This window comes from Nissabacter sp. SGAir0207 (assembly GCF_005491205.1).
Lineage (GTDB): Bacteria > Pseudomonadota > Gammaproteobacteria > Enterobacterales > Enterobacteriaceae > Chimaeribacter.
The window spans coordinates 1,198,409-1,215,001 of record NZ_CP028035.1 but is presented as its reverse complement, the minus strand read 5'-3'; the positions used below and the strand labels follow the sequence as shown (position 1 = coordinate 1,215,001).

Below are 16,593 nucleotides of genomic sequence, written 5' to 3'. Positions count from 1 at the left end.
CTGAATCGACCTTTAATGCAATTTCCCGTTGAATAAAAGGCCCTGAATGGCAGGCATAAAAAAAGGCCGGGTTGCCCCGGCCTTTTTCAACGCATGAGCGCTACACCTGCTGCACCACAATGCCGTGCTGCACCAGCACATCCCCCAGCGTGTTGTCGCTCTCCAGCGCGCTGTTGTGGTAGATGTCGAAGGTCAGCCCATCCAATTGCCGCTGGCCGCTCTCCGCCCAGGTGCTGCCGTCGCCCGCCAGATTGAGCTGGCTGCCCTCCGCGCCCTTGACCAGCAGGCTGTCCGCCGGTTGGTCTTTGACGTTCAGCGCCTCATCCAGATTGAGCGTCAGGCTGTTGCTGCCGGTACGCCCGAGGTCGAAGATGTCGATGTGCTCCACCTTCAGCCCCAGCGCCACCAGATCGAGGTGCTGATCCTCGCCCGCCAGCAGCAGGGTATCGATGCCCGCGCCGCCGTCGATGTGCGCGAAGTCGAGGGTGTAGAGCGCGATGGTGTCGTCGCCATCGCCCCCCTGCGCCTCGTCGCCCGCCTTGCTGAGATCGAGCGTGACGCCGCCAATGGTAAAGCTCTCCTCGCTGTTGGCCTCCGCCCGATCCTGCGTCAGCGAGCCGGTGTCACTGGCGAGTGCCGCCGTCAGGGTGCTCTCGACCGCCGTGTCGCCGCCCTCTGCCGCCGTCTCCGCCGTGGCCGTGTCGCCCTCGGTGCGCAGCGTCACGCTGCTGGTGAGGTCGGTGGTGTTGCCCGCCTCATCCGTCAGGCTGATCGCCAGTGGCCAGCTCGCCTCAACGGCTGGCAGTGCGCCGCTCGGGATCTCGGTTGACCAGCTGCCATCCTCCTGCACCTCCGCCTGATAGCTTTCGCCGTTAAGCAGGATCAGCACCACCAGCCCGGCCGCCGCCGCCGTGGCGGTGCCGCTCAGGGTGAAGCTGGCCGACTGCTCCGACAGGCCGATGGCGGGCAGCGGGGCCAGCGACAGCACCGGCGGCGTGAAGTCCACCAGTACGGTACGGGTGGTTTCGGCGCTGTTGCCCGCCGCGTCCTTCGCCACCACCCGCACCTCCAGCTCACCCTCCGGCAGTGCCCGCAGGGCGGCCGCCGGTAGCGTGACTGACCACTGGCCGCGATTGTTGACATCCGCGCTGTAGTCCACGCCGTTCAGGGTGAGCGTCACCAGCTGCCCCTCGCCGCGCACCCCGGTTTCGCCGGTGAGGCGCTGCGCGGTGCGGGCGTCCGCCAGGTTCAGCGTGCCATCGCCAAACGGCGTCTCCAGCGACAGATCTGGCAGGTCGCGCGTATGCACGTCCAGTATCAGGCTGTCACTCAGGCGATCGCCATGCCGGTTCTTGACGTTGGCGGTGAGTTTCAGCTCACCGTCACGCAGCCGCGCCGCCTCAGAGGCCGGGATCTCGGTAGACCAGCTGCCATCCTTCTGCACGGTGGCGCTGTAGCGGTGGCCGTTCAACTTCAGCTGCACCGTCGCGCCGGAGCGCACGCCGTAGGTCTCGCCGCTCAGCACGATTGCCCCGTCCGCCTCGCTGGCGTTGATCAGGTTATCGCCGGTGACCGGGTCGATGCTCAGGCCGGGGCATTTGCCCTTGATGGTGAAGTCACGATCCGCTTCCGCCGGGTTGCCAGAGCGAGCGGTGACGCTGGCGGTCAGGGTTTCACGCCCGTTGCCCAGCGCCAGCAGATCGGCGGCGGGCACGCTCACCGCCCAGCTGCCGCCCGAGAGCACCACGCCGGTGTAGGTGTGGTCGCCGAGCGTCACCGTCACTGGCTGGCCCGCCTCCACATTTTTCACCGTGCCGGTGATGATCTGGTCGCTCTGCACCTCCGCACCATTGAGCACGTTGTCCCCACCGATGCGATCAATCTTGATGGTTGGCAGGTCGCGCGGATCGCCATCCAGCCGCAGCGTCTCGGTGACGGTGGTGGTGTTGCCCTCGGCATCGGTCTGGCTGACGGTCAGGGTGTAGTCGCCGTCACGCAGGTGGGTCAGCAGCCCGGCTGGCAGTGTAAGCTCCCAGCTACCATCCTCCTGCACCTCGGTTTCGTAGCTGACGCCCTCCAGCAGTTGCAGGGTGATCAGCCCGCCCACCTCGGAACTGGTGCCGCTGACCACCACCCCGGCGGCCATCTCGGCGGCGTTGGCGATGTTATCGCCCGCGACGGTGCCGAGCGCCACCTCAGGGCCAGTGGTGTCCACCACCAGCGTGCTGGCAAGGGTGGTACTGGTGCCGTTGGCGTCAGTGGCGGTGATCTCCAGCGTATTTTCGCCCTGCGGCAGCCCGGCCAGCAGCGCGCTTGGCAGGGTGACGCTCCAGACGCCTGTCTCATCCACCGTGCCAGTGAAGGAGATGCCGTTCACCACCACGCGCACGCTCTGCCCCTCGCCGCTGAGGCCGGTATTGCCGGTCAGCACCTGGTCAAGTTGCGTTTCCTGCGCGTTGAGTATCCCATCCTCAAACGGCGTGTTCAGCGTCGGCTGCGGCTCGCTGATGATGTCCACCGCCAGTGGCGCGGTGACGGCCAGTTCATTGCCGCTGGCATCCTGCGCGGTGACATTCACCGTGTAGTCGCCATCCGGCAGTGCCAGCAGATCCTCGGGGGCAATGTAGATCTGCCAGCTACCGTTGGAGGCGGTGACCGTGGTCTGGTAGGTGGTGCCATTCAGCTCCACATAGACCGGGGTGTCGAACTCCCAGCGCGTGATGGTGCCGCTGATGATCAGCCCCTCGGCCGCCTCGGCGGCGGAGAGGATGTAGTCACCACCGGCCAAGGGGTCGAGGCTCAAACTGCCATAGTTGTCATCGACGTAGAAGAGGTGGTCGGCGCTCGCCAGCACGTTGCCGTCAGCGTCTGTCACCTCGCCGTAGAAGGCGGCGTCACTCTGGTTGGGCAGGTCGCTCAACGCCCCCGCCGGGATGGTCACGCTCCAGCTTTGGTCGACCTGCACCTCGGTGGTGTAGCTCAGCAGGTCACCCAAGGTAATGGTGACCACACTGCCCGCCGGCACGCCATAGGCATGGCCGCTGAGTTGCTGGTCGATGTCGGCCTCATCGGCCCCGAGAATGTCATCCCCGGCAAACAGATCGAACACCAGCTCCGGCTGGAGGTTGAGATCCACCGCCAGCGGCGCGCTGGCGCTCAGGGCGTTGCCCTCCGCGTCCTCGGCGCTGGCGGTCAGGGTGTAGTTGCCATCCGTCAGCCCGAGCAAATCTTCCGCCGGGATGGTGAGTTGCCAGCTGCCGTTGGAGGCCGTGACCGTGGTCTGGTAGGTGTTGCCGTTGAACTCCACGGTCACCGGGGTATCCACCATCCACAGCGTGATGGTGCCGCTGACGATCAGCCCGTCCGCCGCCTCATCCGCCGTCAGGATGCTGTCATCGGCCAGCGGATCGAGCGACAGGGTGCCCAGCCCGCGGTTGATGAAGATAGCCAGCTCATTGCCCGCCAGCACGTTGCCGTCGGCGTCGGTGATCTGCCCGCCGATCAGGCTCTCGGTGTCATCCGGCAGTTGCGCCAGATCGTCGGCGGTGATTAGCACGCTCCAGCGGCCATCCGCCTGCACCTCGGTGCTGTAGCTCAGATCGCCCAGCGTCAGGGTGACCAGACTGCCAACCGGCACGCCCAGCGCCTCGCCGCTTAGCGTCTGGTCGCTGAACTGCTCGGTGCCATCGACGATGTTATCGCCAGCAAAGTCATCAAAGATCAGCGCCGCATCAATGGTCGCCAGCTCCACCGGCTGGTTGAGGGTGGCGACACCGTGGCCGGTGGTGTCGTAGAGCCGGATATCCAGCGTGTAGGTGCCGTTCGGCAACTCCGCCAGCCGGCCAGCGGGCACCGTGACGCTCCAGTTGCCCGCCGCATCCACAAAGCCCTCAAACAGGTAGTTGCCGATGCTCACGTCAACGATCGCCCCCTCCTCCAACAGGGTGGTGGTGCCGGTAATGGTCTGCGGCAGTTGCGCCTCCGCGCTATCCAGCACGTTATCGCCAAACGGTGTGTCCAGCGTCAGCGTGATGCCGCTCGCCAGCGTCACCTCCTGCGTCAGCGAGGTGTCGCCCTGCGGCCCGTTTACCGTCACGGTCAGCGGGTAGTTGCCATTCTCCGTGCCAGCCAGCGCGCCCGCCGGGATCAGCACGCTCCAGGCACCGTTCTCATCCACGGTGGCGCTGAAGATCTGCCCCGCCAGCTCGAGGGTGACACTCTGCCCTTCGCCGCTCTGGTTGGTGGTGCCGGTCAGCTGCTGATCCTGCTGCGCCTCCAGATAGTCCAGCACGTTGTCGCCAAACGGCGTGTCCAGCGTCGGGGACGGCAGGCTGTAGAGATCAACCTCCAGAAGGGTGGTGGCGATCACCGAACTGCCGCTCAGGTCGGTGCTGCTGGCGGTGATCGTCAGTGAGCCGTCCGGCAGGAGCGCCAGCTCCTCTGGTGAGAAGGAGACCGACCACTGCGAGCCGCTGTTTGAGTCGATATAGAAGTATTTGGTCAGGCCATTCAGCTCCACGGTGATCTGGTTGCCGTTGCGCGGATCGTAGAGGTAGTCGCTGTCGCCGCTGACCACCAGCCCGCCCGCCACCTCATCGGCGGTCAGGATATTGTCCCCGGCAACCGGGTCAAAGGTGATGCTACCGCCGCCCTGCGGCAGTACCGCCACATCCAGCGGCACGCTGCCATTGACCGTGTTGCCTGCCCCATCGATGACCGACGCGCTAAACCCTATCCAGTCACCATAAATCAGCAACATATCCGCGGCGGGCACGGTCACGCTGAAGTGGCCGTTGTCGTCGGTGCGCGTTTCATAGGTGAAGATATGTCCGCCGCTGTCCTGTAGGGTGACGCGCGCCAACAGGTTCGCGTTCGGCCCCTCCTCGGCGAAGTAGGTGCCGGTCAGCACCTGATCCTGCGTCTGCTCGTCGTAGGTCAGCGTGTTGTCGCCGGTGAACAGATCCAGCACGATGTCGCCAACCAGCGGGCGGGTGTTCATGGTGAAGTCATGGCTGGCGGAGGCGGTCGCGCCATCCTCCTGCGTCAGCACCACCTCCACGCTGTGGGTGCCATTGTCGCTGCTGGTGTTGAGGTTGCCGCCCGGTATCTCCACCCGCCAGTTACCCTCGGCATCAACCGTGCCGCTGTAGCTGCGCTCTGTCTCGAAGGAGAAGGTGACGGTCACCGCCGCGCCCGCCCAACCAAGGGCCGCGTGGCCGCTGACAGCGAAGCCCTCATCCGACTCGGAGTAGTAGACCGTGTTGTCCTCGGTCACCGGATCGATGGTCAGGCCCGTCGGGTTGACATCGAAGCTGCTCTCGAGGCTGACGCTGACGCCATTGGCGTTGGTGGCGGTCACCGTCAGGGGGGTGCTCCCCTCTGCCAGCGCCTGCAAGGCGTCAGCGGGCAGCGCCACGCGCCAGTTGCCATCGCTGTCCACCTCACCCTCATACTCCTCGCCCGCCAGGCTCACCACCACGCGCTGGCCCTCTTCGGCCACGCCGGTGGTGCCGGTGAGCGTCTGCTCCTGCGCGGCCTCGCCGCTGTCCAGCACGCCGTCGCCAAACGGCGTCGCCAGCGTCGGGGCGGGCAGGTCATGGAGATCCACCTCCAGCGTGCTGGTGCTGGTCACCGCATTGCCGCCGACGTCATAGGTGCTGGCAGTGATGGTCAGCGGGCCATCCGGCAGTTGCGCCAGCACGTCGCTTGAGAAGGTGACCGACCACTGCGAGCCGGTGGAGAGATCGACAGTGGTATACTCGCTCACGCCATTCAGCTGCACCTCAATGACGGCACCCACGCGATCGAAGAGGTAAGCACTGTCGCCGCTGATCACCAGCCCGCCTGCCACCTCATCGGCGGTCAGGATATTGTCCCCGGCAATCGGGTCAAAGGTGATAGAGCCACCCGTCTGCGGCAGCACGCTTAGGTAGAGTGGGCGGCTGCCTTCGACGGTGTTGCCAGCCCCATCGCGCGCGGCGGCGCTGATCTCAAGGCCACTGCCATCAAGTTGCAACATGTCCGCCGCCAGCACGGTGACGCTGAAGTTGCCGCTGCCGTCGGTGCGGGTGTCATAGCTGAAAATCTGGCCACTGTCATTGCGCAGGGTGACGGTAACCGCCAGATCGCCGCTCGTCCCCTCTTCGGCATAGTAGGTGCCACTCAGTACCTGATCCTGCGAACGCTCCTCGTAGCTCAGCGCGTCGTCGCCGGTGAACAGATCCAGCACGAAGTCGCCCACGAAGGGGAGCGTATTCATGGTGAATTCACGGCTGGCGCTGGCGGTCGAGCCATCCTCCTGCGTCAGCACCGCCTCCACGGTGTAGAGGCCGTTGGCGGCAGTGTAGTAGAGCTCGCCCGCCGGCACCGTGATGCTCCAGTTGCCTTCGTCATCGACCGTGCCGCTGTAGCTAAGCTCCGATGTGAAGCTGAAGGTGACGGCCACCGCCGCGCCCGCCCAGCTCACGGCGGCATGGCCGCTGACGGTGAAGTCCTGAACGGCCTCATCGCTCGTCAGCACATTGTCGTCGGTGATCGGGTTGAGGATCAGACCGGTTGGGATGACGTTGAAGGCGCGATCGACCCCCACGCTATTGCCCTCTGCGTCAAAGGCCGTCACCGTCAGGCTGTTTTCGCCCTCGGGCAACGCCTGCAACGCCTCAGCCGACAATGCCAGCTGCCAGTTGCCCTGCCCATCCACCTGCACGTCATAGTCGATGCCCGCCAGGCTCACTACCACGCTCTGGCCATCGGCCACCAGCCCGGTGCTGCCCACCAGCGTCTGCCCCTGCGCGGCCTCGTCGCTGTCCAGCACGCCGTCGCCAAACGGCATCTCCAGCGTCGGCACCAGCCCACGGCTCACCGTCAGCTGGCTGCTGGCCGTGATCGGGTTGCCGCCCACATCCGTGCCGCTGGCGGTGACGGTGTAGTCACCGTTGGCCAGTTGCGCCAGATCGTCCGGCGGCACCGCCAGGCTCCAGTAGCCATCGCTGCCCACGCTGGTGACATAGGTGCGGCCATTCAGCTCCACCACCACATCACTCTCTGGCTCGGCGTGGTTGCTATAGCCAGAGATCAACATCTCGTCGTTGATCTCATCGGCCGTCAGCAGGTTATCGCCGCCGGCCAGCGGATCGATGCTCAGCGCACCGGCGTCACGGTAGATGATGACGTCAAGGCTGCCGATGGCCAGCAGGTTGCCATCGGCATCGGTGACGGTGCCGGTGAACGCGTTGTCAAAGCTGGTGGGCAGGGTTTGCAGGTCAGCCGCGGGGATAGTCGTGCTCCAGCTGCCATCCTCCTGCACCTCGGCGCTGTAGCTAAAGTCCGCCAGCGTCAGGTTGACGATGCTGCCCGCCGCTACGCCATTGACGCGGCCGCTCAGTTGTTGATCGTTTGCCACTTCGTACTCCTCCACAATGTTGTCGCCGCTGAAGACGTCAAACTCCAGCGGCAGGAGATCGCCCAGCTCCACCGTCAGCTCTGTGGTGGCGGTAACCAGGTTGCCAAGCAGGTCATAGCCACTCACCGTAACCGTCACCGGGCCGTCTGGCAGTTGCGCCAGCTCTTGCGGTGTGAAGGTGACTGACCAGTTTGGGCTGTAGTCGTAGACGCTGTGCACGATGCCATTGATCTCCACATCTGCCGTCAGCAGAGTGGGCATGTAGGCACTGCCGCCGCTGACCACCAGCCCGCCGCTGACCTCATCAATCGTCAGCACGTTATCCCCGGCAATCGTGTCAATGGTGAAGCTGCCGCTCTCCGGCGTGACAACAAACTCATCCTCGTTGGAAATGGTGTTACCGGCCCCGTCCGAGACGCTGCCGTTAAGCTGTACCGCGCCCTCACTCAGCTGTTGCAGATCGCTGCTGGGCAGGATGACGTTCCAGGTGCCATCCTCATCCGTGGTGGTGGTGTAGGTGAAGCGCAGGCCGTTGCTGTCGGTCATGGTGATGGTGACCGCCCGCCCGCCCACCACGCTCTCCTCGCTGAAGAAGGTGCCGCTCAGGTACTGGTCTTGAAGCTGCTCCTCCGGTGACAGCACGCCCTCGGTCAGATCGTCAAAGGCAAAGCCGCCGCTGAAAGCGCGGATATTGACGATGAAATCGTGGCTGGCGGTGAGGGTGGCGCCATCCTCCGCCGTCACGACCGCCTCGACGCTATACACGCCGTTGTCACCGGCATAGAAGAGATCGTCGCCGGGCACCACCACGCTCCAGCTGCCATCCTCATTGACCGTGCCGCTGTAGGTGCGCTCCGGTGACCAGGAGATCGCCACCACCACCGTGGCGCCAGACCAGCTAGCGGCGGTGTGACCGCTGAGGGTGAGGTCGCTCAGTTCGTCGCTGTTGAGCCTGTTATCCTCGGTGACCGGGTCGATGGTGAAGCTGCTGCCCGACTCAACATCAATGGTGTACGCCTGACTGCGGCTGTTGCCCGCCACGTCGCGGGCGGTGACCGTCAGGGTGCTTTCGCCCGCGGGCAGCGCCTGCAATACGGCGGGCGGCAGCGTCAGCGTCCAGGTGCCAAACCCGTCCACCTCCGCGTCATACTCCACGCCCGCCAGCTCCACCACCACGCTCTGGCCGGTGGCAGAGAGGCCGGTGGCCCCGGTCAGGATCTGCGCCTGCTGCGCCTCGCCGCTGTCCAGCACGCCGTCGCCAAACGGCGTCTCCAGCGTCGGGCTGGGCAGGTTGTGGACGTAAACATCCAGCGAGCGCTCAAACGAGATGGGGTTACCGGCGTCGTCTTGCGCCGAGACCACCACCCCGTAGTTGCCATCCTGCAACGCCAGCAGATCCGCCGCCGGAATGGTGACCGACCAGTTGCCTGACTCCTCAATCCAGGTGGTGTACTCTTTGCCGCCCAGCGTCACGGCGATGTAGCCGTTCTCCTCATAGGAGAGGTAGCTGGAGGTGCCGGTCACGGTCAGCCCCTCGCTGGCCTCCGCCAGATTGAGCCGGTCATCGCCGCCCGCCAGCGGGTCGATGGCGACCGCCCCGACGTTCAGGTCAACGTAGATGTAGCGCTCAAATTCGCTGCTGTTGCCCGCCGCATCGCTGACGGTGCCGAGCAGCGAGTAGCCGCCCTGAGTCAGGGCCGCCAGATCGGCGGCCGGGATGGTGGTGCTCCAGCTGCCGCCCTGCCCGACCGTGGCGCTGTAGCTCTGGCCGTTCAGGGTCAGGGTGACAATCTGGCCAGCCTCGACGCCATAGGCGGTGCCGTCAACCAGCTGGTCAATCTGCTGCTCCGCGCCGTTGAGGATGTTGTCACCGGCAAAAACGTTGATGCCCAGATAGGGCTGGGTGTAGAGATCGAGCGTAAAGGTCTGGCTGGCCTCAGAGACATTGCCCGCCCCATCAATGAGGGTGGCGCTCAGGGTGTAGTCGCCATCCTGGAAGTCAAGCAGCGCGCCAAAGGGCAGCGTGGCGCTCCATGCCCCGCTCTCATCCAGCGTCGCCGGGTACGTCACGCCCGCCAGCGTGATGGTGAGGGTCGCGCCGGGCAGCGCGTTCAGATCCGTGACGCTGCCGGTAACCACGATTTCGCCCAGCGCCTCGGTTTGATCAATCAGGTTGTCGCCGGTCAGCGGGTCAATCTGCAACAGCGGCGCGGAGGCCGCGGCGGTAAACGCCACCTCCTGGCTGTCGCTGTTGCCCGCCACGTCCGTGACCGTCACGGTATAGCTGGCCGGGCCGGCTGGCAGCGCCTGCAACGCCTCTGCTGGCAGGGTCACCCGCCACAGGCCCGCGGCGTCCACCTCGCCGGTGAAGGTCTCGCCGCCCAGCGTGACGGTGACCGTCTGGGCAATGCCGGTCTGCCCGGTCTGGCCGGTCAGCAACTGATCGTCCGCGGCCTCCGCCGCGCTCAGCACGCCGTCGCCGAACGGCGTGTCATAGCCCACCTCCGGCAGATCATGGATGGCGACGGTCAGGGTCAGGGTGCTGGAGATGAGGTTGAAGAAGGTGTCCTCCGCCTCGGCGGTGATGACGATCGCGCCATCGGGCAGCGCCGCCAGATCGGCGGCCGGGAGGGTGATGCTCCAGTCAGATCCCTCTACCGTGGCGATGTAGGTCTGGCCGTTGAGGGTCACGGTGATTGGGTTTTCCGCCGGTACGCCAAACACCTTGCCCACCACCACCAGATCGCCACCGGCTTCGCTGGCATTCAGCCGGTTGTCGCCAGCGATGAGGTCAAAGGCCAGCGAGGGCCGGTTGGTGACGATGGCCAGCGACACCAGATCCGTGACCGTATCGCCTGCCTGATTGCTGACCGAGGCGACCAGATCCACCTGTCCGCTGGCGATGTTGACCAGCTCCGCCAAATCCTCCTGCGGCACAATCAGGCTCCACTGGCCGTCTGACTGCACGGTGGCGCTGTAGGTCTCGCCGTTGAGCGTGACGGTGACGATCTGCCCGGCCTCGACGTGGGTAGTGGTGCCGGTCAGCATCTGCGCCACGCTGCGCTCCGCCCCCAGCAACTGGTTGTCGCCGGTGAAGGGCAGAATGGTTAGCAGCGGCAGGTCGTTACTCGCGATCTCCACCTCCTGCTGGAGGGTGGTGGGGTTGCCAAACTGGTCAGAGAGCGTGACGTTCAGGATCTGCGTCCCCGGTGCCAGCCCATTGAGGCTGGCGGCCGGGATGATGATGCTCCAAAGGCCATTCTCGTCACTGGTGCCGGTGTAGGTGTGCCCATTGAAGCTGGCGCTGATCCAGCCGTAGGGTTCGTCACTGGTGCCAGCCAGCACCAGATCCTGTTGCAGCTCCCCTTGGTTGAGCACGTTGTCGCCGGTGACCGGCTCCAGCGTCAGTTGTGGCGCGGTGACGTCCACCTCCAGCGCGGCGCTGGCCTGACTCTGGTTGCCGCCGCTGTCGGTCACCACCACGCTGAAGGGCGCGCTGCCATCGCTGAGCACCTGCAACGCCTCCGGCGGCAGGAACACCGACCACGTACCGTTATCTTCCACCTGCGCGCTGTACTCCTGACCGGCCAGCGTTAAGGTCAGACTCTGGCCAGCGCCGCTGAAGTGGGTCTCACCGGTGAGGGTAATGCCGGTTTGGGTCGCCTCAATATTGACGTAGGGCAGCGGGTTAATGGTCACCTGCGGCAGGGCATTGGCAGAGGAGAAGAGATCGACGCTGGCGCTGAGCGGGTTACCGTCGGCATCCACCGTCTCTACCGTTGCGGTCAACAGGCCCTGAGTGCGGATGAGGTTGCCGGGGATCCAGAGGCCCCAGCTGCCATCTTCGTTGGTGTAGGTGAGATCGCTGTAGTCGCCCAGCGTCAGGGTGACCTGGGTGCCGGGTGCCACGCCGCTGACGAGGCCGCCGATGTTGAAGCCGTTCGCCGCCTCCTGCGCGTCAATGCGGTTGTCGCCCGCGATCAGGTCGAAGGCGATGCCGTCCAGGGTGTTATTGAGTGTCACGATCTGGCTGGCGGTGGCCTCGTTGCCCGCCACGTCCGCCACGCTGGCGGTGACGGTGCTGCTGCCGTTGGCGAGCTGACCCAGCTGCTCCACCGGCACAATCACCTGCCACAGGCCACCCCCCGTCACCTCGGTGGTGAGGGCAAGCGTACCGATCGTCAGGGTCAGCACCTGCCCATCGGCCACGCCGCTGGTGGTGCCCGCGATCGCCAGCGGCACGCCCAGTTCTGCGGCGTCCAGCAGGTTATCGCCGGTCAGGGCGTTGATCGTGACCGTCGGCGCGGTCAGCACGGCCGTGGCGTACTCCAGCACGCTGCTGACGTTGCCAGCGGCGTCCGTCGCTTCCACCGCAATCAGCAACGTTTCCGCTGGCAGCTGTTGCAGGATCTCGACGGGCACCGGCACTGACCAGCGCCCGGCCTCATCCACCGTGCCGCGCAGGGTATGGCCTGCCAGACTGAGGCTGACGCTCTGGCCCACGCCAGTGTTGCCGGTGGTGCCGCTCAGCACCTGCGGCGTGGCCGCCTCGCCAATGTTCAGGTAGCCGTCGCCAAACGGCGGATCCAGCGTCGCCAGCGGGGCGGCGTGGGTAAGGAGGGTGAGCGACAGGCTGTCGGCCAGCGGGTCGCCATTCTGGTCGGTAGTGGTGACCTGCGCCGTGGTGACGCCATCCCCCAGCGCCTGCACGTCTGCCGCTGGCACCGTGACCTGCCAGCGGCCATCCGCCTGCACCTCCGCCTGATAGCTGCGGCCGCCGAGCGCCAGCGTCACCGCCGTGCCTTCGGCCACGTTGGTGGCGACGCCCTGCACCAGCAGGTTGCTGCCCGCCTCATAGGCGTTGATGCGGTTGTCACCGGCGACGGTATCCAGCGCGATGCCGCCCAGACTCTCCTCGATGGCAAAGCGTACCAGTTCGGTTTCAGCCGGGTTACCGGCGCGATCGGCCACCGCCACCTGTAGGATATTGCTGCCAGCCGGCAGGGCGGCGATGTCTGCCGCCGGAATAATCAGGCTCCAGCTGCCATCCGCCAGTACCTCGGCGCTGTAGCTCTGTTCGTTGACGCTGAGGGTCACCGCCTGCCCCGCCTCCACATGGCGGGTGGTGCCGCTGATGGCCTGCGCTACCTGGCGCTCCGCGCCGTTCAGCACGCTATCCAGCCCGCTGGTGACGCTGACTGCGGGCAGTGTGCCAGCATCCGCCTGTAGCGAAACCGGGCGGCTGACGGTGGTGCTGTTGCCGTTGGCGTCCGTGAGGGTCGCCACCAGCGCGTAATTGCCATCCGGGAAGGCCCCCTCCGGGTAGCTGAAGGTGTGGGCCGGGATCAGCTGGCTCCAGTTGCCCTGGCTGTCGGTTTCGGTGATCCAGCTCTGGTCGCCCAGCGTCAGGGCAATGCTGCCCTGGCTGACCGAGGTGTGGCCGGTCAGGAGGATGCCCTCCTCCGCCTCGGCCTCGGCAAAGGTGATCACATCATCGCCCGCCACCGGCTCGAGGGTCAGGGTGGGCGGCGTCAGCGCCACCTCCACGTTCACCGACAGCGTTTTGCTCTCGCCAGCGGCGTTGGTGGCGGTAATCGCCAGCGCCTGCGTCCCCTCCTCCAGTGCCTGCAACGCCGCGGCGGCCAGCGTCACCTGCCAGCGGCCGCCCTCGTCCACCTGCCCGGTGTAGTCACTGCCGCCCAGCGTAATCACCACTTGCTGGTTGGCCCCGGACAGGCCGGTTGAGCCGACCAGCGTCTGGTCGGTCGCGGCCTCCGCCACCGACAGCACGCTGTTGCCAAACGGCGCCTCCACCGTCGGCTCGGGCCGCCGGTTGGTGTAGTTCTCAATCTCCTGCGTGGTGGCCGGGCCATCGGCCTCTGGCGCGCTGACGGTCAGCAGCACGATCGGATCATTCCAGACGCCAATCACCTGCCCCTCCACCAGCGGCAATGACCAGCGCCCCTCGGCGTCCGTGGTGACGCTGTAGGTTTCGTCGGCGATGCTCAGGGTCAGCGTGCTGCCCTCCGCCAGCCCACGGGTGCTGCCGGTCAGGGTGATGCCCGCGACGGCCTCCGCGTAGCTGACCAGATTATCGCCGGTCACCGGGTCGATGGTGATCGCCCCCTGCGGCGGCTCCACCTGCACGGTGGTGTTCAATACGCCGCTGTTACCGGCGTCATCGGTGGCAACGATGCTCAATGCGGCCGCGCCCGCGGGCACCGCCTGCAGATCCACGGCCGGCAGGGTCACTTGCCAGTTGCCCTGATTATCGACCGTGGCGAGGTACTCCTTTCCCGCAAAGGTCACCACCACGTTCTGATCCTCGCCGCTGACGCCGGTGGTGCCGCTCAGCGTCTGGTCAGAGGCGCTCTCATCGGCACCCAAGGTGCCATCCTCAAACGGCGTGGCGAGGGTCGGGATCGGGTTGCTCTGAATCGCCACCTCCACCGACTGGCTGACCGGCGTGGAGCCGGGCACGCTGACGCTGACCTCCACATAGCCCTCTGGCAGGCTGACCAGTTCGGAGGTGGAGAGCGGCACCAACCAGCTGCCATCCGCCTGGATGGTGGTGGTGCGCTCCAGCCCGCCAATCTTGAGGGTCACCGTCAGGCCAGCCGCCGTGGTATCGGCGCTGCCGCTGATGGTAATCCCGGCCGCCGCCTCGACGGCGTTGATGCGGTTATCCTGCGCCACCGGATTGAGGGTCAGGCCAATGTCCTGCGCGGCGATCTCAAAATTGCGCCCATTGCTCTGGCTGTTGCCAGCGATGTCAGTCACCTCGGCGTGGATATAGCCGCTGGTCTGGTCGGGGATCGCCATCATGCCCAGCAGCACCTCGGCCGGTACCGTGATGCTCCAGCGCCCCTCACTGTCTGAGGTGGTGGTGAACTGGCTGGTATCGACATAGACCCGCACCTGGAGATTTGGGCCGCTGGTGGTGCCGGTGATGACCTGCCCCTCCTCGGCCTCGCCGGCGGTCAGCACGCCGTCACCAAAAGGCTCCTCCACGTCGATGTGCAGTTTCTCCCACGCCTGCACATAGATGCCGACGTCCACGCTGGTTGAGGCGCTGCCCGGCGCGCTGAAGGTCATGGTGTACTGGCCATCCGGGAAGCTGCGAATGTCATCGATGTCCAGCATGGTGCGCCAACTGCCATCCGCCTCCACCCGCGTGCCAAAGTTCTTGGTGCCGATGGTGATGGTGATGGGGGTGTTGGCTGGCAGGGAGGGCGCGCTGCCAATGATGTCGAAGCCGTTGCCGCTCTCCTCCTTGTTGATGTAGTTATCCCCCGCCACCCCATCAACGATGATGCGCTCGGTGGTGAAGGCCACGGTCATGTGGCCGCTGCTGTTAGTGACCTGTCCGGCTTGGTTGGTGGCGCTGGCGGTGATCTCCACCTGCCCGTTGGAGAGTTTCAGCAGTTCCGCGGGCGGCACGCTGACGGAGAATGCGCCATCCTCGCCAATCTGGGTGGTGTAGGTGTAGCCATTCAGCTTGACCGTGACGGTCTGGCCCGACTCAATGCCGCTGGTGATGCCGGTCAGCGTCTGCGTGCGGGTGGCCTCCGCGTCACTCAGTACGTTGTCGCCGACGAAGGTGTTGAAGGTCAGGGATGGCAGGGTGTTATCCACGATCAGCACCGCCGAGTCACCGGCCTGCTGCCCCGCGGCGTTGCTGACGGTGGCCAGGATCTGCGCGCCATCCGGCAGTGCCGCGACATCCGCCGCCGGCACCTCGGCGCGCCAGGTGCCATCGGCCAGCACCTCCGCGCTGTAGCTGATGCCGTTGATGGTGATGGTCACCACCTGCCCGGCCTCGACGCCATTGGTCGCGCCGCTCACCACCTGCATCACCCCGCCCTCGGGGCCGCTGATTACGTTGTCACCGGCCAGCGCGTTGAGCACCAGCGACGGCCAGTCCGGCTCGATGGCGACCTGCACGGTGGACTCGGCCACTTCGCCGGCCTCGTTGATCACCGCAGCGCTCAACGGCTGCTCGCTGCCAGCGTTGAACTGCATCAGGTTGCTCATCTGCCAGTTTTCGACGTCCACTTTCCAGCGGCCATCCTCCTGCACGGTGGCATAGGCATAGACCCAGTCACCCAGGGTGATGTTGACGGTCTTGCCCGCCTCCACGCCGGTGGTGGTGCCGCTCAGCGCCTGCACCGTGATGCTTTCGCTGCGGGTCAGGATGTTGTCACCGGCAAAGGGGTCAATCGTCAGGGTCGGCACTGCCTGTAGGGTGGGAGCCTCGGCGGCCGCGACGGCGGTGTGGCTCTCTGCGTTTTGGGTGTCACTGTTAGCCAGCGCGCCAGCGGTCACTTGGGCGTCGATGTCGCTGGTATTGCGGGAATTTTGGTTTGAGGTTGCCATTTGTTGCCTCGTATTGGGAACGAAGTAAAAATTCCATGGCCTCTTTCTCCTGAGTTATTCGGGAAGGAAAGCGCGCATGGGAATTCATATAAAAGCCCATTGATTCAGGGCGTCACGTCTTCGACTCTGTTTCGGCACATCACAAATAGAACGAAATAAAAAAAATCGGCTGCAGCGCATTATCAGAAAAAAGGCTCTTTTAGAGGAATAACAAGGCGGTGCGCAAACTTGAATATAACTTACTTAATAAAAACAAAACCTTGTAATAAATGCCGTAATCGGCAAACTGGTTTTTTTTCTAAAAAAGTTGAAACGTTTCGCGTGGGCCTCGGGATATATATTCAGGCTACCGCGACCTTAGTTAATATATGGAATTAGAATTTAACAACTTGAATTATAATTTTACTTAAGTCTGGCATGATATACACAAATTTTCACAGATTTAAAGTCGGTCGGGGGCCAGTTAAGAATATTTAACGTTTCTGGGAGCTGGATCGAACCCTCCCTATTTTTAATCCGCACTGCGTGAAATCGGGGCATTTTCAGAATAATGCCAATTAAGCCCCCCGCCCTTTCTGTTAACATGACGCGCTTGCCTACCGCGGCAACTCGACCGGGCGTCGCCAAAGGAGTAACATCGGCGTAACTGGTTTTACCAGATTGGTAAACAGGGTATCCTGCACCCTCTTTTTGGCCTGACAAGGGACGTTTCAGCGTGAACCATCACCCACTCCAGCCCCACCGTGCCGAGCACGGTATGCCCGCCCCCGGCGGCCCGGCTGGCGTGCCCGTTCACGCGACGCCCCCGATTTTGA

General features: G+C 64.8%; 2 pseudogenes. Both read right to left on the bottom strand.

Annotated elements, in window-relative coordinates:
- Positions 1-100: 100 nt before the first annotated feature.
- A pseudogene (locus C1N62_RS23565) lies at positions 101-7,441 on the bottom strand (Ig-like domain-containing protein); the annotation flags it as partial.
- Positions 7,442-7,513: 72 nt separating this feature from the next.
- Positions 7,514-15,778, bottom strand: a pseudogene (locus C1N62_RS23560) (Ig-like domain-containing protein); the annotation flags it as partial.
- Positions 15,779-16,593: the final 815 nt, after the last annotated feature.